Below are 20,408 nucleotides of genomic sequence, written 5' to 3'. Positions count from 1 at the left end.
AAGGGCAGGCCCGGAGCGAGGCGGCGACGAACCCGGCCGGCCCGGGTTCCGGCCTGCGCAATCCAGACGGGGGCGGGCCGCGAGATCTGGTGTGGCCGGACAGTCCGGCCGCATCCGTTAAACTTGTCAGCGCCGGGCGGAAGCCATAAGCTTCGGCCGCTGAGTTGCGGCTGCTGAGCACTTCTTTGAGGACGTCATGCGTGCGTTGTGGGTTGTCGGCATTCTGCTCACGATCAGCGTGTGCCAGACGGTTCAACCTGCCATCGCGCAAAGCAGACAGGGCGATCGAATCGCCCTTGTGATCGGGAACGCACAGTACCCCGACAGTGATGCGCCCCTGACGACGCCGGTTCAGGATGCTCGAGCCTTGGCGGCTGCTTTGCAGCAGAAGGGATTCTCGGTCGATGTTCAAGAGAACACGACCAAGCGGACAATGCAAGAGGCCGTCGCTCGACTCTACGACAAAGTGAAGGCCGGCACTGTCGTGCTGTTCTATTTCAGTGGCTACGGCATCCAGTCCAACAAGCAGAACTACTTGGTCCCCGTGGATGCGCAGATCTGGTCGGAGGCGGATCTGCGGCGGGACGGCATCGGGGTCGACAGCCTGCTGAGCGAGCTGCACCGGCGCGGAGCGGATCTGAAATACGTCGTGCTCGACGCGGCCAACCGCAATCCGTTCGAGCGGCGCTTCCGCAGCTTCTCGACCGGCCTCGCGCCCATGGGAGAGCCGCCGCCGAACACCGTGGTGTTCTACTCGGCCCAGCCTGGGCTGATGCTGCGACAGGTCACGACGGCCAAGAGCGTCTTTGCCGAAGAGCTCTCCCGCCAGATCGCCGGGGCCGACGGGGTGTCCCGCCCGGTCTTCGACCGCGTGCGCACCGCGGTGTCGAACGCCACGCAGAACACCCAGGTGCCCTGGGTCTACTCGTCCCTCAAGGACAGTGCGCCCGGCGCCTGGACCGATCCGCGGCCGGTCGCTGCCGCGCCCGAGCGGCCGGCCCCCACCCCGGCCCCCACCCCGGCCGAGAAGCCGGTGGCGGCCCTGCCCGAGAAGCAGCCGCCCCGCGTCATCGACATCCCGGCACCTGTCCGGCCGGACCCGCCGCGCCCGGCCGAGCCCGCTCCCGACCCGGCCGCCGAGTTCGGGGCTGCCAAGCGCACGGGCACCAAGGCGGCCTACGAGCGCTTCCTGGCCAAGTTCCCGACCGGAGCCTGGGCCGAGCGGGCACGGGCCGAGATCGAGAAGTTCGATCCGGCGCCCAAGCCCGCGCCGAAGGTCGCCGTACAGGTGGTGCCCTACACCCGGGAGGACGAGCGCCTGAAGGCCGAGCTCAACCGTGTGCTGGAGCGCAATCCCACCGACGCCTCGGCTCTCTACCGCCGCGGGCAACTCTACGCGATCCACCGCGAGTACAACCTCGCGGTGGCCGATTTCGACGAGGTGATCCGGCTCAACCCGCAGGACGTGGAGGCCCTCAACAACCGCTGCTGGGTGCGGGCGATGATGGACGAGCTCGATCGAGCGTTGCGCGACTGCAACGAGGCTCTGAAGCTGAAGCCAAATTTTCCCGACGCCCTCGACAGTCGTGGCCTCGTCAATCTGAAGATAGGACTTCCCGGGCTCGCCATCCGAGACTACGATGCCGCCCTGAAGGGAAATGGAAGGCAGGCATCCTCACTGTACGGCCGCGGGCTGGCTCGGGTGCGGACCGGAGAAGCCGAAGAGGGGCGGAGCGATATCAACGACGCCCTCAGGATGGATCCGGGGCTCGAGAAAGAGTTTGCGCAGTACGGTCTTCGGTGAGCTGGCACACATCCGCCGGCTCGACACGGGGGATAAGGTGGGTGCCGACAACAATCGAGCTTGGCGGCATGCCGAGAAACGTCGATGAGCGTCTGGACGTGGTTAGGACTTTGATCAGGAGCATCGTGATGACCGAATCGCTTGGTACCGCCCTGCCGCGCAAGGCGCGGGCGGCATGGCTGACCGGATTCTTCCTGCTCGCCTCGGTCGCGGGCGCCCAGGCCCAGAGCGCGGTGAGCGAGGCCGACATCGTCAAGGCGCTGGCGCCGCCGACGATGGGGCAGACCCGCAGCCTCTCCACCAGCGTCCGGGGCGACGGCGGCGTCAGCGAGGACCGCAGCTTCCTCGACAGCCTGCGCAACCGCGCCTCGCTGACCTCCAGCGAGCGCACCAAGCTCGCGGCGGCCTCGGCCGACAAGCCGAGCATCGATCTGGAGATCCCGTTCGACTACAACTCCGCCAAGATCGGCGCGAAGGCCCTGCCGATGGTCAAGAGCCTCGGCGCCGCCCTGGCCCGGCCCGAACTGAAGGGCAACACCTTCCTCATCGTCGGCCACACCGACGGCAAGGGCGGCGACCAGGCGAACCAGACGCTCTCCGAGCGTCGGGCCGAGGCGGTGAAGGAGTACATCGTCCAGAATTACGGCGTCCCGGCCGCGAACCTCGTCAGCGTCGGCTACGGCAAGACGCAGCTCAAGGATTCGGCAAACCCGACCGCCCCGGCGAACCGCCGGGTGACGACGATCAACATGTCCGGGGTGAAATCCGCCTCGCGCTACTGATCCGCCGCTGCGGCCCGGGTCCGTGAACCACGTCTCCCACGCCGGATGCCCGCAAGGGCATCCGGCGCTCGTTCCCAGCCGGTCCGGGTCCCGCCGGAGAGTGATGCATGCGTCCTGACCGCGACCGGGTTCCGGCCGCCGCCCTGCGCCTCGCGGGCACGATCCTCCTCGCCTGCGGCCTCTCGGGCGCCGCCGCGGCGGCGGAGGGCGAGACGGCCCCCGAGACGGTGCGGGCGCGCCGCGCCTGCTTCTCCGACAACGTGCGGGTGACCGGCTACCTGATGCCGCGCCGCCAAGCCTTCGTCAGCCTCAACGTCGACGGCTACCGGATCTCGGACGTCCTCGTGCAGGAGGGCGACACGGTCACGGCCGGCCAGGATCTCGTGCGCCTCGTGCGCATCGGGGCGGACGATCCCGCCGCCGCGGCGCGGGCCCAGCCCTCGGCGCTGCCGGCCAGCTTCACCCTCAAGGCGCCGGCCGCCGGCACCGTCAACCGCAGCACCGCCCGGGTCGGGGCGCTCACCAGCGTGCAGATGGAGCCGCTGCTGCAGCTCAGCCTCGACCGCGACCTCGACCTGATGGTGCAGGTGCCGAGCCTCTACATCGCCAAGATCCGCGCGGGCGCCGAGTCGCGCATCCTCGTGGGCAACGACCTCGAACTGCCGGGCGAGGTGCGGGTGCCGGCCACCGACGTCGACCCGGCGACCCAGTTCGGCCGCGCCATGCTCTCGGTCACCGCCCATCCCGACCTGCGCCCCGGCATGTTCGCGCGCGCCCTCGTCGACACCGCGCGCAGTTGCGGCGTCGCCGTCCCGCGCTCGGCGATCCTGCGCCGGAGCGACACCACCAGCGTGCAGGTGGTGCGCAACGGGCGCATCAGCGTCCGGCGCGTCGTCGTGGGCTCCTCCTCGGAGGACGACGTCGAGATCCGCAGCGGCGTCGCGGAGGGTGACGTCGTGGTCGCCAACGCGGGCACGGCCTATTGATGCCGACGCTCCCCTGACCCCGAACCGACGCGAGCGCCCCCTTGTCCTTCAACGTGTCCTCCTGGGCGATCCGCCGGCCGCTGCCGTCGATCCTGATCTCCCTCATCCTGCTCATCCTCGGCTGGATCAGCTTCGGCAAGCTGCCGATCACCCGGCTGCCCTCCGCCGACATCCCGATCATCTCGGTGGCGGTGGCGCAGTTCGGGGCGGCGCCCGCGGAGCTGGAGGCGCAGGTCACCAAGACGATCGAGGACGGCGTCTCGGGCGTCGAGGGCGTGCGCCACATCTCCTCCCTCGTCACCGACGGCGTCTCGGTGACGACCGTGCAGTTCCGCCTGGAGACCAACACCGACCGGGCGCTCAACGACGTCAAGGACGCGATCACCCGCATCCAGGCCGAGCTGCCGCGCTCGGCGGAGGCGCCCCTGATCCAGCGCGTCGACGTGGTGGGCCTGCCCATCGTCACCTACGCGGCGAGTTCGCCCGGCAAGACGCCCGAGCAGCTCTCCTACTTCGTCGACACGGTGGTGAAGCGCCGGCTCCAGAGCATCCGCGGCGTGGCGCAGGTCGAGACCATCGGCGGATCGGAGCGCGAGATCCTGGTCTCCCTCGATCCCGACCGCCTGCAGGCCTTCGGCCTCACCGCCGTCGACGTCAGCCGGCGCCTGCGCGGCATCAACGTCGACGTGGCGGGCGGGCGCACCGAACTCGGCGGGCGCGACTTCGCCATCCGGGCGCTCGCGGGCGCGCGCTCCCTCGACGAGCTGAAGGGGGTGATGATCCCGCTCTCGACGGGCGGGCAGATCCGGCTGCAGGATCTCGGCGTGGTCACCGACACGGTGGCCGACCGGCGCACCTTCGCGAGCCTCGACGCCAAGCCGGTGGTCGCCATCGGCATCAAGCGCGCCAAGGGCGCGAGCGACGTGGTGGTGGCCAAGGCCGTCCAGACCAAGATCGACCAGATCCACGCCGAGTACCCGGACGTGAAGCTGTCGCTGATCGACACCTCGGTCGACTACACGCTCGGCAACTACGAGGCGGCGATCAAGACCCTGTTCGAGGGCGCGGCGCTCGCCGTCATCGTGGTGTTCCTGTTCCTGCGCGATCTGCGCACCACCGTGATCGTCGCGGTGTCGCTGCCGTTGTCGATCTTCCCGGCCTTCTGGGCGATGGACCTGCTCGGGTTCTCGCTCAACCTCGTGAGCTTCCTCGCCGTCACGCTCTCGACCGGCATCCTGGTCGACGACTCGATCGTCGAGATCGAGAACATCGTGCGCCACATCCGGATGGGGAAATCGCCCTATCAGGCGGCGATCGACGCGGCCGACGAGATCGGGCTCGCGGTGATCGCCATCAGCCTCACCATCGTGGCGATCTTCGCGCCCGCGAGCTTCATGGGCGGCATCGCCGGCCAGTTCTTCAAGCAGTTCGGCATCACCATCGCGGTGCAGGTGCTGTTCTCGCTGCTCGCCGCGCGCCTCGTGACGCCGATGCTCGCGGCCTACATCATGAAGCCGCACGTCCACGAGGAGAAGCCGCCGGGCCGGGTGGAGCGCGCCTATGTCTGGCTGGTGACGAAGTCGGTCCGCTTCTACCTGCTGACCGTGGTGCTCGGCATCGCCATCTTCGCGGCCTCGATCGCCAGCATGGGGCTGCTCTCGCAGGGCTTCCTGCCGGCCCAGGACACCGCCCGCTCGCTCCTGTTCGTGGAGCTGCCGCCGGGGAGCCAAGCCTCCGACACCCAGCGCGTCACCGACGTGATCGTGAAGGACCTCCGGCAGAACATCCCGCAGGTCAAGAGCGTGTTCGTGGATGGCGGGCGCGCGGCCGGCCAGGTGGAGGTGCGCCGCGCCGCCCTGATCCTGAACTACACCGACAAGTCCACGCGCTCGGTGACGCAGCGGCAGCTGGAGCAGCAGGTCGAGGCGCGCCTGCGCCAAGTGCCGGACGTGCGCTACTGGTTCGTGGACGAGAACGGCCTGCGGGCGATCTCGCTCGTGGTCAACGGCCAGGACAGCGCCAAGGTCGCGAGCGTCGCCAACGAACTCGCCAACCAGATGCGCCGCCTGCCCACCGTCGGCAACGTGATCTCCGGCGCCACGCTCAACCGGCCGGAGCTGCGCATCCGCCCGCGCATGGACCTCGCGGCGCGGCTCGGCATCACCGCCGACACGCTCTCGGAGACGATCCGCGTCGCCACCATCGGCGATGTCGGCCCTGCCCTCGCCAAGTTCGACGCGGGCGACCGGCTCGTCCCGGTGCGGGTGCAACTCGACGACAGCGCCCGGCTCAACTGGCAGATCATCGAGCAGCTGCGCATCCCGACGCCCGCCGCCAAGGGCGGCGTGCCGCTCTCGGCGGTGGCGGATCTGAGCTTCCAGGACGGGCCGGCCAACATCGCCCGCTACGACCGCGAGCGGCAGGCCACGGTGGCGGCCGACCTCGTGGGCGATGCCGCCCTCGGCGACGTGCTGGAGTCCATCAACAATCTCCCGGTGATGAAGAACCTGCCCAAGGGCGTGCAGGTGAGCCAGTCGGGCGATGCCGAGAACCTCGCCGAACTCTCGGACGGCTTCGCCGAGGTGATGCGGGCCGGCCTGCTGATGGTCTACGCGGTGCTGGTGATGCTGTTCGGGTCCTTCCTGCACCCGATCACCATCCTGTTCTCGCTGCCGCTCTCGCTCGGCGGCGCCGTGATGGCGCTGCTGATCACCGGCAAGCAGCTCACGACCCCGGTCTGGATCGGCATCCTGATGCTGATGGGCATCGTGACCAAGAACGCCATCATGCTGGTGGAATTCGCCATCGAGTCGATGCGCCACGGCCTGTCGCGCGAGGAGGCGATCATCGATGCGGGCCGCAAGCGCGCCCGCCCGATCGTGATGACCACCATCGCCATGGTGGCCGGCATGGTGCCCTCGGCGCTGGCGCTCGGCGCGGGCGGCGAATTCCGCTCGCCGATGGCGATCGCGGTGATCGGCGGCCTCCTGTTCTCCACGGTCCTGTCGCTGATCTTCGTGCCGGCGGTCTTCTGCCTGATGTGCGTGATCGCCGACACGCCCAAGCGCATCGGCGCCTGGTTCGGCCGACGGGCCGAGCGCCGCCGCGCCGCCAAGGCCGCCAAGGCGGCCGCCGCGCCGAAATCCGACCCCGCCGGCGCCGGGCCCGGCCCGTCGGCGACCCCCGCGACCTGACGGAGCGGGCGGCCCCGCCCGGGCTCCGGGCGGGGAGGGCTGGGGGTTGAGCTCAATCCGCTTGGCGGTGGGACTGGCTGCTGAGGGTGGTGAGGCGTCATTGGGTTGCCGCCCGAAAGCCGACATTCCGCTTGGCTCGTATTGCTGCCGTCCCACCCGTGTCAGCTTGTGAAGTTCGAGGCCGGATGCCTCTGACGTTCACCAGCAGTCGTAGGGTCGAGGGCGGCGTGCTTGTTACCGGGCGCCGAGGCGCGCGACCTAGTCGTCGTGATTGGCGGGGCGCACACCGGCAGCCGTCGCGATGAGGACGGCCTCGGGCAGGGTTTGGGCACCGAGCGCCTCCATGACCCGAGCCCGGTGGATCTCCACCGTGCGCGGGCTCAGGCCCAGCGTGCGGGCGATGGTCTTGTTGGTCCCGCCCGCGAGCAAACCCTCCAGCACCGCGCGTTCGCGCGCGGAAAGCGCCGCGATCCGAGCATGGGCCTCGTCGCCCTTGCGCGCCCGATCAGCGTCGGCGTGGATCTCGGCGAGAGCCGTCTTGACGGCGAACAGCAGCGCCTCCGGTGCCCAGGGGGCTTCGAGGAAATCGACCGCTCCCGCCTTCATGACCCGGACCCCGAAGCCGACATCGCCGCCGCTGGCGCCGACCGCCACCACGGGCAGATGCGCGCGTGCCGCCTTCAGCTCGCTTGCGACAACGAGGTCGCCAGCTTCCGTCAATTCGAGCACGACGCAGCCCGGCATCAGCGAACCCTTCATCGTGAGGAGGGCCTGCTCGCTCTCAAAGGCCCGCACCTCGTAACCGGCGGTTTGCAGAGTGCCGACGAGGCCGCGCCGGGCGTCGTCCCCAACTGCGATCACGTAGGCGCGCAGGCGAGTGTCGGTGGTGATGTCCTGCGCGATCCCGCCCGCTGACCGGATCCGTCCGTCAGTGCCCGGGATCGGGAAGAAGGTGTCCCGGACGCGGCGCACCGCGTGGTCTGAGCCGCGCTGGATGCGATACTCCAATACGAGTGTCTCGCCACCACCAACCCGCTCCAGCGCCAGCGCGGCGGCATCGCGGTCCTCCGGGTGGACGATAGCGAGCCAACTCGCGAGGTCCGGCATGTCGTCGGCGGGCATGCCCCAGACCCGCGCGAAGGCCGGGCTGAGATAATCGAGCCGTCCGCTCTCCAGATCGGCGAGCCAGAGAACGTTTGCCGTATGTTCGGCGAAGAGCCGGAAGCGGTCCTCGCTCGTGCGCAGGTCGCCCACCTTGTGCAGGCGATCGATCACCGGCCCCAGGATGATGGTGTAGGTGCGCAAGAACTCGGTGTCTTCCTGAGTAAAGTCGCGCGGCTCGGTCGCGTCCACCTGGAGCAGGCCATAGGGCTTCTTGCGGGGCAGGAAGATCGGCGCGTTCACCACCGCGACGACCCCGGCCTTCTTCATGAAATCGGGGAAGTCGAAGCGCATCTCCTTGCGGATGTCCTGCGTGATGACGGGCGTGCCTTCCTTGATCGCGAAGGTCTCGGAGGAGCGCTCTCCCATGGGTAGGCGCAGCCGACCAATGATGCCCGGATCCCAGCCGACGCCAGCCCGCACGAGCAGGCTTTGCCTGTCCTCTTGGATCTCCAGGATCTTGGCGCGGATGGTGCCGAGAGCCTCGGCGACGAGGCGGCAGGCTTCGGTCAGCACCTCGTCGAGGTTCTCGCTGCCCAGGGCGAACTCGCCGAAGTCGGCCAGCACTTGCTGGCGCTTCATCATTTGCTCTTGGCTGGGCATCGGAGTTCCCCGGCGCTGAGCGATCAGGCGCTCGTCAGGGGAGAACCCATAGATCCGTGTCTGCGCATCACCTTGACCAATTACATACGCGCGAGCCAGTTCTTGATCGTCTACCTTAGCCGCACGGAACGGCCGCTTGGCTGCAACCCGAGCCTCAAAGCGGACGGGCCGCAAGCGGCCAGGGGCTGTCAAAGCGAGACCACCATACCGCGTGGAAGCGGACCTTCCGGCCTTCTGCAATGGGTCGAGGCTGTGTGAAAACGTTGAAGCGGTAGAAGGATTTTCCCTCAGACGTTCTGGGCAATGCCGGAACAGGCGTCCTGTCGGCATACTGGGCGGCTTGTAGCGGCCGGGCGTTTCTGTCGAAGAAGATTCTTCTATATTCTCGGTCTGCGCCCGCGTTTTCACACAGCCTCGGTCGCAAGCAGCCGTTCCCGTGGTCAATCTGATCGGATCGAGCCCTCAGGCGCATCACCCTGCGGCAGGCGCATCAGCGGCTCGCCCATGCGGATGCGCCCGCCCTCGCGCAGGCCCTCGCAGAGGCCGAAGCCCTCCGGGGCCAGCACGATGATGGTCGAGCCGTGCTGGAACCAGCCCATCTCCTCGCCCTTGCGCAGCTCTGCGTCGCAGGGGAGCGTGCGCGGCCCCTTGCGGCGCAGGTCGAGGGTGATGTCGAGGAAGCGGAAGCGCAGGCTCGCCACCAGGATCGCCGCCACCGGCACCAGGGTGACGCGATGGCCGGAGGCCAGCAGCGTGGTGCGCACCACCGCCCGCTCGTTCTTGCAGAACAGCGCCTCGACGCGCTTGAGCGCGATCGGGTTCACGTTCCAGGTGTCGCCCGCCACGTAGGTGACGGACTCGACCCGGCAATCGTGCGGCGCGTGGAAGCGGTGGTACATCCCCGCCGTCAGCCGCAGGGTCACGTAGGTGCCGCCCGCGTAATGCGCCGCCGTCTCGGCATCCGGCAGGAGGTCGGACAGGCGGTAGGGAAAGCCCTTGACCTGGAAGACCCGGCCGCCCTCCACCCGGCCATGCGCGCCCACGATCGCGTCGCAGGGGCTCGTCAGCACGGCGGGATCGGAGGCGACCGGCCGCGCGCCGTCCTTCAGTTCGCGGATGAAGGCGTCGTGCAGGCTGCGGAAGCGGGTCGTCCGGGCGTCGCTGAGGTCGACGTCGCAGAACAGGCGCCACAGGAACAGCGAGGCGTCGCGCACCAGCGGCTGCTCGATCGGGCTGAACCAGCCCATGAAGCGGGTGGCGAGGCGGCGCGGGATGCGGTTCGTCAGGAGGAAGTTCAGATCCTCCTGCGCGCCGATGCGCGCGAGCATGGAGCGGAGTGTCATCATCCCGTGAAACGGCCCCGGTACGCCACGGATTCATGGATGCACATTGGTCGACCCTCGCTCTCGCTCCCCTCGGCGCGGCGGCCGCCGCCGGCATGGTCTGGAAGGCCCGGGAGCGCCTGCAGCTCTCGCGGGCCAAGCACCGCTCGCTCGCGGGCCATGCCCGCATGGCCCGGCGCGTCGCCGGGCTGATCCCGTTCTACGAATACGATCCGGCGGCGTTCTTCCGCGCGGACGGGGCGCCCGAGGCGGTGGCGGCGCGGCGCGAGGCGGGCTTTGCGCGCCTCGCCGCCCTCTACCGGGAGCGCTTTCCCGAGACCCGCCGGGTGACGGCGGAGATGCGCGAGGGCCTCTCCGACCTGCAATTCACCGGCCTCTACCGGGTGCCGTTCCAGTTCGCCCGCATGGTGCGCGACCAGCTCTCGGCGGGCTCGGCGCTGCAGGCCTCCGCGGGCGTCACGGTCACGGACCTCGACGGCAACGTGTTCTACGACCTCGCGGGCTCCTACGGCGTCACCCTGTTCGGCCCGGACGTCTACAAGGGCTTCCTCGAGCGCGCCGCCGCGCGGGTGCGCGACCTCGGGCCGGTGCTGGGCGCTCCCCACCCGGTGGTGGCCGGCAACGTCGCCCGCCTGCGCGCGGTCTCGGGCCTCGACGAGGTCTCGTTCCACATGTCCGGCACCGAGGCGGTGATGCAGGCGGTGCGGCTCGCCCGCTACCACACGCGCCGCCGCCGCGTGGTGCGCTTCTGCGGCGCCTATCACGGTTGGTGGGGCGACGTGCAGCCCGGCATCGGCAACCCGGTCCCGGCCCGCGACACCTTCACGCTCGCCGAGATGTCGCGCCGGACCCTGCGGGTGCTGGGGAGCCGCCGCGACATCGCCTGCGTGCTCGTCAACCCGCTCCAGGCCCTGCACCCGAACGCCGCCGCCCCGGCGGATTCGGCGCTCGTGGACAGCGGCCGCGCGGCCGGGCTCGACCGGGCGGCCTATGCGGCGTGGCTCGCGGAGCTGCGCGAGGTCTGCACGGCGCGCGGCATCGTGCTGATCTTCGACGAGGTGTTCGTGGGCTTCCGCCTCGCCCCCGGCGGGGCGCAGGAATACTTCGGCGTCCGGGCCGACATGGTGACCTACGGCAAGACGGTGGGCGGCGGCCTGCCGGTCGGCGTGCTGTGCGGCCGGGCCGACCTGATGCGGCGCTACCGCGACGACCGCCCGGTCGACGTGTGCTTCGCCCGCGGCACCTTCAACGCCCATCCCCTGGTGATGGGGACGATGGCGGAGTTCTTCGCCTACTTCGACGCGCCCGAGACGCGCGCCCTCTACGAGGGGCTCGATGCGCGTTGGACCGCACGGGCCGAGGCGCTGAACCGGCGGCTCGCCGCGGAGGGGCTGCCGGTGCGAGTCGCCGCCCTCTCGACGATCTGGACCGTGCTCTACACGAGCCCGTCGCGCTACAACTGGATGCTGCAATACTACCTGCGCGCCGAGGGGCTGGCCCTGTCGTGGATCGGCACCGGCCGCCTGATCTTCAGCCTCGCCTACGGCGAGGCCGAGTTCGCGGCCGTGGCCGACCGCTTCGTCGCCGCCGCCCGCGCCATGCAGGCGGACGGCTGGTGGCACGAGACCGGGGCGACGAACCGCCAGCTCCGGCGCGGCGTCCTGCGCGAGGTCGCGGCCGCCCGCAAGGCGGCGTGGTTCGGGCGCGGGAGCGTGCGCGAGGCGTGAGGGGAGATCGGGGGAGCGCATCCGACTCTTGCCGCCGCCCTCTTACCGCCGCCGAAGGATCGGGCGCGGGCCCCCTGTCCCGGGTGGGAGAGCGGGGCCCGCCCTTCGTTTGGGGGTGAGAACCGGATCGCGGCCCGGCTCGCCCTTCAGTGGTGCCGGTGGGCGACGCCCCGGTCGATCAGCTCGCCCTGGAGCAGGTAGAGCGGCGCCCGGTGGTAGAGCTTGATGTCGTGGAAGGGGTCGGTGAGGATCTTCGCCGCCCAGACGAGGCCGGTCTGCACGTCGCGCACGACGAAGAGCTGGACCGTGCGGAAGAGCAGGCCGGCGCCCGCGAGCACGAGCCAGATCATCCCGACGTGGCGGACGATGTCGCCCGGTCCCTGGGGCTGCGCGAACAGGCCGAAGAAGGTCGGGTCGAGGCAGAGCGGCAGCGGCGACAGCGCCCAGATGGCGAGCAGCACGACCTTCCGCTGCAGGTTGTAGCCGACCTTGATCTCCTCCTTGTGCTCGTGCGTCGCCTGGTTCACCTCGTCGTAGCCCTTGGGCTCGAAGAACAGGTGGCCGGCCTGCCGGCTGGTCATGGCGACGAGCCAGCCGATCAGGGCGGCGACCGCCGGGTCGGTGAAGGCCATCGCGTAAGCGACGAGGAAGCTCACCGCGCTCACGAGGTGGAGCGCCTGGTTGATCCGGCTGTGGTGGTAGTAGCGGTGGTCGTCCCAGCGCTGCACCCGCAGGGCTTCGAGAAAGCTGTTCATCGGACCGGTCTCCTCCGGGTTCGGGTTCTTGGCGAAAAGGGGGTGGGCGGTGAGGCGCCGGCCCGCTCAGCGGGCGGGCTTGGCCAGCCGCAGCAGGCAGAAATGCCCGAGCGGCGGCAGCGGCCGGCGCTCGACGATGGCGATGCCGTGGGCCTCGGCCCAGCGCGCATAGCGGGCGAAGGAGAATTCCGTGCGCCAGCCGAGCCGGTTGGCGACCGGCGAGAAGGCCTTCTCCATCACGCCCCGCAGGCCCCCCTCGGCGCCGATGCGGGTGGTGATCACGATCTCGCCGCCGGGCCGCAGCACGCGGGCGAATTCGGTCAGGGCGGCCTCCGGGTTCGGCACCGCGGTCACGACGTACTGCGCCACCACCACGTCGAAGGCGCCGTCCGGGAAGTCGAGCCGCTCCGCATCCATGACGGCGAGCCCCTCGACGTTCTGCAGCCGGAGCGCGCGGACCCGCTCGCGGGCCTTGGCCAGCATCGGCTCCGAGATGTCGACCCCGAACAGGCGGGTGGAGCGGCGATAGGCGGGCAGCGAGATGCCGGTGCCGACCCCGACCTCCAGCACCCGTCCGCCGGCGCGCTCGGCCGCCTCGATGGCGAGGCTGCGCCCGCGGGCGAAGACGCGGCCGAACACCATGTCGTAGACCGGCGCCCAGCGCCCGTAGGCCCGCGCCACCGCATCCGTGTCGAGGTCGCGCGCCGGGAGGTCGTCGGCGGAAGCGGCGTGGCTGTTCGAATGGGGCGACATCGATCGACACCTCGGGACGGGTGGGAGGAGGGCGCGTCGGCGACGGGCGGATGTCGGGCGGTCCGAGTCCGCGCGCCCGGTTTCGGGGACCGAGCGGTAGTGGATGTCCTTAACAGAAACATGACGACTTCAAGCCGTCACGGAAGGATACCTTGCCGGCTGAAGACGTCGCCGGGGCATGCATTGTATTGCACCTCGACATTCAGCCGGCTGATCGATGACACGCCGATGACGGCGCGCGGGCGGGATGGATTTTCGGGGTGCTTGTGTCCGGGCGGCCTCGTGCGCCACACAGGGCTCGGAACCGGGCGGGAGAGACGGTGTGGACGAGGCGACCCTGCGGCAGACCATCGTGGCGCTCTGCCTGGAGATGAACCGCAGCGGCCTCAACCAGGGCACCTCGGGCAACATCTCGGCCCGCTGCGGCGCGCGCATGCTGCTCACCCCGAGCGCCACGCCCTACGACCGCATGACGCCCGAGATGATCGCCGCCCTGCCGCTCGACGGCGACGGGACGGTGTGGGAGGGGCCGCTCAAGCCCTCCACCGAGTGGCGCTTCCACCGCGACATCCTGCGCAGCCGGCCCGACGCCCACGCGGTGGTGCACGCCCACCCCACCTTCGCCACCACCCTGGCCATCGCCCGGCGCGCGATCCCGGCCTGCCACTACATGGTGGCGGCCTTCGGCGGGCACGACGTGCGCTGCTCGGGCTATGCCCTCTACGGCACGGAGGCGCTGTCGCGGGAGGCGCTGGCGGCGCTCGACGGGCGCACCGCCTGCCTGCTCGCCAACCACGGCATCATCGCCATCGGCGACAGCCTGGAGAAGGCGATGTGGCGCGCGGTGGAACTCGAAGCCCTCGCCAAGCAGTACTACTACAGCCTGCAACTCGAAGGCGGCCCGGTGATCCTGTCGCGGGCGGAGATCGACGAGGTCTTGGAGGGCTTCGCCAGCTACGGCCTCAGGACGGAGGTCCGCCCGTCCCCTCGAACAGGGCGCGGCGCTGCGCGAGGGCGCGCGCGGCAAAGTCCGTGAAGGCCCGCACCCGCGCGGTGCGGCGCAGGTCCGGATGGGTGAGCACCCAGAGCGCGCTCTCCACCTCCGCGAGCGGCGCCGGATCGAGCCGGGCGAGGCCGGGCGTCGCGTCGCCGAGATAGCAGGGCAGGGGGGCGACCCCGAGGCCGGCCGCGGCGGCCTGGGCCAGCGCCAGCAGGGAATCGGCCCGCAGCACCACCCGCGCCCCCGGCATCCCGCGCAGCCAGCGCCCCAGCGCGGTGGCCGCGAGGCTGTCGTCCAGGCCGAGCCAGGGCGGGTCGGCAGCCTCGCCGCGCCAGCCCGCCGCATCGGCCGCACGGGCGTAGCGCGCGAAGGCGATGCCCGCCACGCGCCGCCCCACCAGGATCTCGGGCGGCTCGCGCGAGGGGCGGATCGCCACGTCGGCATCGCGCCGGGTCAGGTTCGCCACCGCGTGGGCGGTCGAGACCTCGACCGTCACGCCCGGGTGCGCCGCCCGAAAGTCCGCCAGGATGCCGGGCAGGACCGCGGCCATCAGGGTGTCGGTGGTCGTCACCCGCAGGGAGCCGGCGAGCCTCAGGTCCCGGCCCGCGAGCCGGCGCTCAATCGCGGCGGCCGCCTCCGCCATCGCGCGGGCTGCGTCCCGCACCTCCTCGCCCGCCGCCGTGAGCGCGACGCCGCCGGGAAGCCGCTCGAACAGGCGCACGCCCTGGGCGGCCTCGACCGCGTTGACCCGACGCAGCACCGTGGTGTGGTTGACGCCGAGCACCCGTGCGGCCGCCGCGAGCGAGCCCTGCTCGGCCACCGCCAGGACGAGGCGCAGGTCGTCCCAGGCGATCGTCCTGTGCATGAGTGCACTCCCCTGTGCGGCGGATGCGCCGCGGATCGGGCGTTCAACCCCGTCACCCTGTGCATCTGTGCAGGCCGGCCGGGCGGAAATCCAGATGGCAGGCGGTGGGGTGTCCGCACATGCTTCCGGCTCTCACCGGATGCCGACCCCGCCATGACGCCGATCCAGCTCCACACCTACGCCACGCCCAACGGGCACAAGGCCTCGATCATGCTCGAAGAGACCGGCCTTCCCTACGAGGTCCGTCTCGTCGACATCGAGCGGGGCGACCAGCACCGGCCGGACTTCCTGGCGCTCAACCCCGCCAACAAGATCCCGGTGATCGTCGATCCCGACCGCGGCCGCACGCTGGTCGAGTCGGGGGCGATCCTGTTCTACCTCGCGGAGCGCTCCGGCGTGCTCCTGCCCGGCACCGCCGAGGCGCGTGACACGGCCCTGCAATGGGTGTTGTTCCAGGCCGCCCATGTCGGCCCGACCCTCGGCCAGATCTGGACCTGGAAGATCTTTTCCCCCGAGAAGCCGCCCGCCGTGATCGCCCGGTTCGAGCGCGAGGCCGAACGGCTGTTTCGCGTCCTCGACGGGCAGCTCGCGCGCGGGGCCCACCTCGCGGGCGAGGCCTACGGGGTCGCCGACGTGATGACGTGGCCCTGGATCCGCATCGCCGGTCCGACACTCGGGCTCGACCTCGCGCCCTATCCGCACCTGCGGCGCTGGCACGAGGCGGTGGCGGCGCGGCCGGCCGTGCAGCGCGGCCTCGCGGTGCCGACCGGGGCGCGGCCGTGAGCGTCCCGCTCGCCTGGGCGCTCCTCCTGCTGGCGGGGCTGCTCGACGTGGCCTGGGCCGGCGCCATGAAGCTCAACGAGGGCTTCACCCGGCCGGGCTGGAGCCTCGTCTCGCTCCTGCTCCTCGCCGCCCTGGTGGCGGCGCTGGGGCAGGCCGTGCGGGTGCTGCCCGTCGGCACCGCCTACGCGGTCTGGACGGGGGTCGGGGCGATCGGCACGGCGGCGCTCGGCCTCGTGGCCTTCGGCGAACCCGCGAACCCGGCCCGCCTGCTCTGCCTCGGCCTCGTCGCCGCGGGGGTGATCGGGCTCAGGCTGACCGAGGGCTGAGCCCGGCGGCCGAGACCGTCTCGTCGAGATCGGTCCGGGCGCTGCAGCGCGACGTCCTGTCCTCCTGCCTGAACCGGCGGCCCGGCCGGTGCCGCGCGGCCCGGCCGGCCCGCTCACGCGGCCGGACGCAGGCGGCCGATCTCCCCGAGGGCACGGTCGCGGGCCTGGCGCAGGGCGGCCAGGATCGACGCGAGGTCCGGCCCCGGCCGGTCGCGCTCCTCCCGGCAGGCCCGCTCCAGATCCCGGCACAGGCGGGCCAGCTCCGCGAAGCCGAGCTGGCCCGCCGCCGAGGCGAGCCCGTGGGCGTCGCCCCGCAGCCGGGCGAGATCCGAGCCGTCGAGGCAGGCATCGCTCAGCCGGTCCCCGATCTCGCGGGCGAGGTCGTCGAGGAGGCGGGCGAGGCGCGCCGGGCCGAGCAGGCCCGCGACGTCCTCGTAGACCGTCCGGTCGACCGGGGCCTGCCGGCCGGGCGCCCCGCTCGTCCAGCGCTCGACCGCCGCCTGCAGTTCCTCCCGCCGGAAGGGCTTGCCGATGTGGTCGTTCATGCCGGCGGCGCGGAAGGCCGCCACCTGCGCGGGCAGGACGTTGGCCGTGAGAGCGATGACCGGCACCTCGCCCATCGGGCCGGGTAGCGACCGGATGTGCCGCGTCGCCGTCACCCCGTCCATGCCGGGCATCTGCACGTCCATCAGCACGAGGTCGTAGGGATTCGTCTGGACGGCGATGACCGCTTCCCAGCCGTCCTGGGCGACCTCGACCGTGTGGCCTGCCCGCTCCAGCACCGCGCGGACGAGTTCCTGGTTCATGACCAAGTCCTCGGCGAGGAGGATCCGCCGGGGGCTCACCGTCCGCTCCGGTGCCTGCGGGGGAGGCGGCCGCGGCGGCGTCCCGGCCGCCGGCAGGCCGACCGCGAACCAGAAGGTCGAGCCCGCGCCCAGGCGGCTCTCCACGCCGATCGTGCCGCCCATCCGCTCCACCAGCTTCTTCGAGATGGCGAGCCCGAGCCCCGTGCCGCCGAATTCGCGTCGGATCGAGCCGTCGACCTGGCTGAAGCGCTGAAAGAGCCGGCCCTGCCGCTCGGGCGCGATGCCGATGCCCGTATCCGTGACGGCGAACCGCACCGCGCCGCAGGCGGCGCGCGTCACCGCGAGGACGATCGTGCCGCGCTCCGTGAACTTGAGGGCGTTGTTGAGGAGGTTGAGCAGGATCTGGCGCAGGCGGTTCTGGTCGCCGACGAGCCGGGCCGGCACGGCCGGATCCACCCTCACATCGATGCCCAGGCCCTTGCGCTCGGCGAGTTGCCCCACGATCGCGACCGCGTTGTCGGTCAGGCCGCGCAGGTCGAAGGCGGCGGGGTCGAGCTCGACCCGCCCCGCCTCGATCTCCGAGAAGTCGAGGATGTCGTTGACGACGGTCAGCAGCGCCGAGCCCGCCGACCGAATCCGCTCCGCCTGCCGGCGCTGGGCCTCGCTCAGGGCGGCATCGTCGAGCAGCAGCTCCGTGTAGCCCAGAATGCCGTTCAGCGGCGTGCGGATCTCGTGGCTCATCGAGGCCAGGAAGTCGCTCTTGGCCCGGCTCGCCTGCTCGGCCTCGATGCGGGCGGCCTCGGTCTGCTCGCGGGCGGCGGCGAGTTCCGCCTCTACTGCCATGCGCACCGTCACGTCCCGCGCCACGTCGACGTAGCCGAGCGGCTGCCCCGTAGTCTCGTCGCGCAGCAGTGTCGGGTTGACCTCAAGCCAGACGGCGTGGCCGAGCCGGTGGCGCGCCCGGTAGGTGAGACTCGTCTTCGTCCCGGGCGCGGCCACGAGCAGGCGCCGGTAGGCCCGCCGCACCGCCGCGCGATCCTCCGGATCGATGAGGTCGGTCGCCCTGCGGTTCAGCAGCGTCTCGGGGGTGTAGCCGGTCACCCCTTCCACGGCGGGCGAAAGATAGCGCAGCGTCCCGTCGAGGTCGGCCCGGACGATGATGTCCCCGGTGCGCTCGGCCAGCAGGCGGTGACGCGCCTCGCTTTCCCGCAGGGCCGCGTCGGCGGCGCGCCGGGCGGTGACGTCGCGGGCCGACACGATCAGCGCCTCTTCCGGGGTGCCGGCCTTGGTGAGCTGGAACGCCGCCTCGACCCAGACGTGGTGCCCGGCCTTGTGGCGCATCCGGTGCTCGCTCACCCGCCGCGGCTTCGCGGCGGTCAGGTCGGCGATCTCGGCCGCCACCCGCGGCAGGTCGTCCGGATGGATGCGCCGGGCCAGCGGCAGCCGCGCGAATTCCTCCGGCTCCCAGCCCACCACCGACCGCGCCGAGGGCGAGACGTAGATGCGGCCCGAATCGGCGCTGGGCCAGAGGGAGACGAGATCGGTGGCGTTCTCGGCCAGAAGCCGGTAGCGGTCCTCGGCCTTGCGCCGGTCGGTGACGTCGGTGAGCGTCTGGATCATCCCCCCGTCGTCGGTACGCAGGGTGCGGATCTCGAGCGCCCTCCCGTCCGGGGTGTGCCGCAGGGCGATCGTCCGCCGCTCGCCCTCGTCCTCCTCCGAGAGCCGCAGCGGCGTGTCGTCCGCGAGGCTGCCCCAGCGCGGGCTGCGGCGCGCCGCGGCCCGGAAGGCGCGGTAGGTCGGCCGCGCCGCGATAAACTCGGGCGTGAGATCGAGGAGTTCGAGCGCGCGGCGGTTGGCCACCTGCACGGTCCGGTCCGGCCCGACCATCACCAGGCCCTGATCCATGCAGTCGAGGGTCTTGGCGAGGCGCGCCGATGTCTGCGCCAGGGCATCCTGCGCCCGCCCGTGCTCCGTCGGGTGGGTCGCCGCGGCGAGGATCGCCGCCGTCTCGCGCCCGTCCCGGTTCGCGAGCAGGGCCAGGGTCAGGGCGCCGAGAACCGCCCCCGCGAGGGCGAGCGCCGCGGCGGCGGCGAGGCGCAGGACGACCGCCGCCGAGGGCTGCGCGGCCAGGACGGTGGTCAGGAGGGCGGCCAGGAGAACAGCGAACAGGGCGGTCGAGCCTGCCGCCAGAAGGCCGACCGATGCGGCGACCGGAGAGACCGGCCCATGCCCCAGGAACCTGCCAAGCCAACCGACCATCCGGACCCGCCTCCCTCCGGTCCCGCGCGACTTAGTCGCCCGGTGGCGGTCCGGAGCGCAAGTGCCACCGTCAGATGACCTAGAGGTCGAACGGGTGTCAAGAAATGGTGCGCAGTCCTCTTGGGCGTAACGCATCGATGCGGTGCGTCCGGCCGGCCCTCCCGGCGCCGGGATGGCGGCGTGAGAGAGGGGATTGTCGGGGGGCCGGGCCGGACGATACGGCAGGTCAGGACAGGCCGAACTTCCGGATGGCCGCGAGGATGACCGACGGACGGTAGGGCTTGGAGAAGAACAGGCTGTCCGGCAGGAGCCGCGGCGCGTTGCTGCTGAAGCCCGTGGCGTAGATCACCTTCAGGTCCGGGCGCAGGCTGCGGGCCGCCTCGGCGAGATGCCAGCCGTCCAGCCGGCCGGGCAGCCGGATGTCGGTGAACAGGAGATCCACCGCCGCATCGCTCTCCAGCACCGCCAGGGCCGCTTCGCCGTCCGAGGCCTGGATCACCGACAGGCCGGCATCCTCCAGCTCCGCCGTGACGAGGTCGAGCAGGAGCATCTCATCCTCGACAACGAGGACGCTGGCCGTCCGCTCACCCCCCATCGTGCGCCACCCGTGTCATGCCGGCCTCGCGGTTCCCCCGAGGCATGCTACCGGGTCGGTGGCGGGGCCGGAAGGGGCGGTCCGCGCCTGCGCCGCTGCCTGCCCCGGCAGGTACAGGGAGACGGTGGTTCCCGCGCCCGGCGCGCTGGCGAGCGCCACGTGGCCGCCGGATTGCGTCACGAAGCCGAACACCTGGGAGAGGCCGAGGCCGGTGCCCTGGCCCAGCGGCTTGGTGGTGAAGAAGGGTTCGAGCGCCCGCTCGGCCACTTCCGGGGCCATGCCGCAGCCGGTATCGGTGACGCTGAGCAGGACGTAGTCCGTGTCCCGCAGCGAGGGGATCTGCCGGGCTTCCTCGGGCGGAACGGCCCGCGTCGCGATCGTCACCGTGCCCTGGCCCGCCATGGCGTCGCGGGCATTCACCGCGAGGTTCAGGATCGCGTTCTCCAGCTGGTTGCGGTCGGCGCAGACCGGGCCGAGGCCCGGGGCGAGGCGCGTGTCGAGCCGGCCGGAGGGGCCGAGCGCACCCTCGATCAGCTCGGCAATGCCGCTCACCAGCGCGTTGACGTCCAGCGGCACCGGCACCAGGGGCTGCTGCCGGGCGAAGGCCAGCAGGCTGCGCACCAGGGTGGCGGCGCGGTCGACCGCGGCCATCGCGTGCCTCAGGGG

The 20,408-nt window shown here is 71.4% G+C and carries 16 protein-coding genes; 8 read left to right on the top strand and 8 right to left on the bottom strand.

Features of this window, described 5'->3' with window-relative positions; genetic code table 11:
* Window positions 1-196 precede the first annotated feature (196 nt).
* From MFF61_RS20105 to MFF61_RS20090, 4 genes are all read left to right on the top strand, one after another.
* A complete protein-coding gene (locus tag MFF61_RS20105; protein WP_238237403.1) occupies window positions 197-1,804 on the top strand; it encodes a caspase family protein in 1,608 nt (535 codons plus the stop codon).
* A gap of 128 nt (window positions 1,805-1,932) precedes the next feature.
* Window positions 1,933-2,586: an OmpA family protein gene (locus tag MFF61_RS20100; RefSeq protein ID WP_238237402.1), complete on the top strand. Its 654-nt coding sequence runs from the start codon at window positions 1,933-1,935 to the stop codon at window positions 2,584-2,586.
* 107 nt (window positions 2,587-2,693) lie between these two features.
* Entirely contained in the window at window positions 2,694-3,572 is an 879-nt protein-coding gene (locus tag MFF61_RS20095) for an efflux RND transporter periplasmic adaptor subunit (RefSeq protein WP_238237401.1), read from the top strand.
* Window positions 3,573-3,613: 41 nt separating this feature from the next.
* Window positions 3,614-6,766, top strand: a complete 3,153-nt coding sequence (locus MFF61_RS20090) for an efflux RND transporter permease subunit (protein ID WP_238237400.1) — start codon at window positions 3,614-3,616, stop codon at window positions 6,764-6,766.
* A gap of 258 nt (window positions 6,767-7,024) precedes the next feature.
* Here the strand turns inward: MFF61_RS20090 and MFF61_RS20085 are convergent, their stop codons facing one another.
* Together MFF61_RS20085 and asd are read right to left on the bottom strand one after the other, a co-directional pair.
* On the bottom strand, window positions 7,025-8,509 hold the full coding sequence (locus tag MFF61_RS20085) for a LuxR C-terminal-related transcriptional regulator (RefSeq protein ID WP_373324771.1): 1,485 nt from the start codon (window positions 8,507-8,509) through the stop codon (window positions 7,025-7,027).
* A 461-nt stretch (window positions 8,510-8,970) separates the two neighbouring features.
* On the bottom strand, window positions 8,971-9,873 hold the full coding sequence (gene asd, locus MFF61_RS20080; RefSeq protein ID WP_238237512.1) for an archaetidylserine decarboxylase: 903 nt from the start codon (window positions 9,871-9,873) through the stop codon (window positions 8,971-8,973).
* Between the two features lie 35 nt (window positions 9,874-9,908).
* On the opposite strand from asd, the gene MFF61_RS20075 reads away from it, so the two are divergent.
* Window positions 9,909-11,600 (top strand): aminotransferase class III-fold pyridoxal phosphate-dependent enzyme, encoded by a 1,692-nt coding sequence (locus MFF61_RS20075; protein ID WP_238237394.1) that lies wholly within the window; start codon window positions 9,909-9,911, stop codon window positions 11,598-11,600.
* Between the two features lie 146 nt (window positions 11,601-11,746).
* On the opposite strand, the gene MFF61_RS20070 is transcribed toward MFF61_RS20075, so the two are convergent.
* Both MFF61_RS20070 and MFF61_RS20065 read right to left on the bottom strand, forming a co-directional pair.
* Window positions 11,747-12,355 carry a hypothetical protein gene (locus MFF61_RS20070; protein ID WP_238237393.1) on the bottom strand — a complete coding sequence of 203 codons (609 nt, stop codon included), beginning with the start codon at window positions 12,353-12,355 and terminating at the stop codon, window positions 11,747-11,749.
* 66 nt (window positions 12,356-12,421) lie between these two features.
* A complete protein-coding gene (locus tag MFF61_RS20065; protein ID WP_238237392.1) occupies window positions 12,422-13,108 on the bottom strand; it encodes a class I SAM-dependent methyltransferase in 687 nt (228 codons plus the stop codon).
* Window positions 13,109-13,478: 370 nt separating this feature from the next.
* Here MFF61_RS20065 and MFF61_RS20060 point away from each other — a divergent pair, with 370 nt between their 5' ends.
* Window positions 13,479-14,144 carry a class II aldolase/adducin family protein gene (locus tag MFF61_RS20060; protein WP_238237510.1) on the top strand — a complete coding sequence of 222 codons (666 nt, stop codon included), beginning with the start codon at window positions 13,479-13,481 and terminating at the stop codon, window positions 14,142-14,144.
* Here MFF61_RS20060 and MFF61_RS20055 read toward each other — a convergent pair.
* Entirely contained in the window at window positions 14,071-14,973 is a 903-nt protein-coding gene (locus tag MFF61_RS20055; RefSeq protein ID WP_238237391.1) for a LysR family transcriptional regulator, read from the bottom strand. The genes MFF61_RS20060 and MFF61_RS20055 overlap by 74 nt on opposite strands.
* A gap of 153 nt (window positions 14,974-15,126) precedes the next feature.
* Here MFF61_RS20055 and MFF61_RS20050 point away from each other — a divergent pair, with 153 nt between their 5' ends.
* Together MFF61_RS20050 and MFF61_RS20045 are read left to right on the top strand one after the other, a co-directional pair.
* Window positions 15,127-15,756, top strand: coding sequence for a glutathione S-transferase family protein (locus MFF61_RS20050; protein ID WP_238237389.1), 630 nt, complete (start codon window positions 15,127-15,129; stop codon window positions 15,754-15,756).
* Window positions 15,753-16,082, top strand: coding sequence for a DMT family transporter (locus tag MFF61_RS20045; RefSeq protein WP_283206017.1), 330 nt, complete (start codon window positions 15,753-15,755; stop codon window positions 16,080-16,082). The genes MFF61_RS20050 and MFF61_RS20045 overlap by 4 nt, the downstream gene beginning before the upstream one ends.
* Before the next feature lie 113 nt (window positions 16,083-16,195).
* On the opposite strand, the gene MFF61_RS20040 is transcribed toward MFF61_RS20045, so the two are convergent.
* The 3 genes from MFF61_RS20040 to MFF61_RS20030 form a co-directional block, all read right to left on the bottom strand.
* On the bottom strand, window positions 16,196-19,147 hold the full coding sequence (locus tag MFF61_RS20040; RefSeq protein ID WP_238237388.1) for a PAS domain-containing hybrid sensor histidine kinase/response regulator: 2,952 nt from the start codon (window positions 19,145-19,147) through the stop codon (window positions 16,196-16,198).
* A gap of 226 nt (window positions 19,148-19,373) precedes the next feature.
* Window positions 19,374-19,742, bottom strand: a complete 369-nt coding sequence (locus MFF61_RS20035; protein ID WP_238237387.1) for a response regulator — start codon at window positions 19,740-19,742, stop codon at window positions 19,374-19,376.
* A gap of 15 nt (window positions 19,743-19,757) precedes the next feature.
* A partial coding sequence (locus MFF61_RS20030; RefSeq protein WP_238237385.1) for an ATP-binding protein occupies window positions 19,758-20,408 on the bottom strand: 651 nt, incomplete at its 5' end.

The organism is Methylobacterium isbiliense (assembly GCF_022179325.1).
Taxonomy (GTDB): Bacteria; Pseudomonadota; Alphaproteobacteria; order Rhizobiales; family Beijerinckiaceae; genus Methylobacterium; species Methylobacterium isbiliense.
The sequence above is the reverse complement of the archived record's forward strand: the minus strand, read 5'-3'. Positions and strand labels throughout refer to the sequence as shown.

What these genes read in the sequence shown, in the direction of transcription:
- MFF61_RS20105 (WP_238237403.1), top strand. Translation starts at nt 197, where the DNA reads ATGCGTGCGTTGTGGGTTGTCGGCATTCTGCTCACGATCAGCGTGTGC.
- MFF61_RS20100 (WP_238237402.1), top strand. Translation starts at nt 1,933, where the DNA reads ATGACCGAATCGCTTGGTACCGCCCTGCCGCGCAAGGCGCGGGCGGCA.
- MFF61_RS20095 (WP_238237401.1), top strand. Translation starts at nt 2,694, where the DNA reads ATGCGTCCTGACCGCGACCGGGTTCCGGCCGCCGCCCTGCGCCTCGCG.
- MFF61_RS20085 (WP_373324771.1), bottom strand. Translation starts at nt 8,509, where the DNA reads ATGAAGCGCCAGCAAGTGCTGGCCGACTTCGGCGAGTTCGCCCTGGGC.
- asd (WP_238237512.1), bottom strand. Translation starts at nt 9,873, where the DNA reads ATGACACTCCGCTCCATGCTCGCGCGCATCGGCGCGCAGGAGGATCTG.
- MFF61_RS20075 (WP_238237394.1), top strand. Translation starts at nt 9,909, where the DNA reads ATGGATGCACATTGGTCGACCCTCGCTCTCGCTCCCCTCGGCGCGGCG.
- MFF61_RS20070 (WP_238237393.1), bottom strand. Translation starts at nt 12,355, where the DNA reads ATGAACAGCTTTCTCGAAGCCCTGCGGGTGCAGCGCTGGGACGACCAC.
- MFF61_RS20065 (WP_238237392.1), bottom strand. Translation starts at nt 13,108, where the DNA reads ATGTCGCCCCATTCGAACAGCCACGCCGCTTCCGCCGACGACCTCCCG.
- MFF61_RS20060 (WP_238237510.1), top strand. Translation starts at nt 13,479, where the DNA reads ATGAACCGCAGCGGCCTCAACCAGGGCACCTCGGGCAACATCTCGGCC.
- MFF61_RS20055 (WP_238237391.1), bottom strand. Translation starts at nt 14,973, where the DNA reads ATGCACAGGACGATCGCCTGGGACGACCTGCGCCTCGTCCTGGCGGTG.
- MFF61_RS20050 (WP_238237389.1), top strand. Translation starts at nt 15,127, where the DNA reads ATGACGCCGATCCAGCTCCACACCTACGCCACGCCCAACGGGCACAAG.
- MFF61_RS20040 (WP_238237388.1), bottom strand. Translation starts at nt 19,147, where the DNA reads ATGGTCGGTTGGCTTGGCAGGTTCCTGGGGCATGGGCCGGTCTCTCCG.
- MFF61_RS20035 (WP_238237387.1), bottom strand. Translation starts at nt 19,742, where the DNA reads ATGGGGGGTGAGCGGACGGCCAGCGTCCTCGTTGTCGAGGATGAGATG.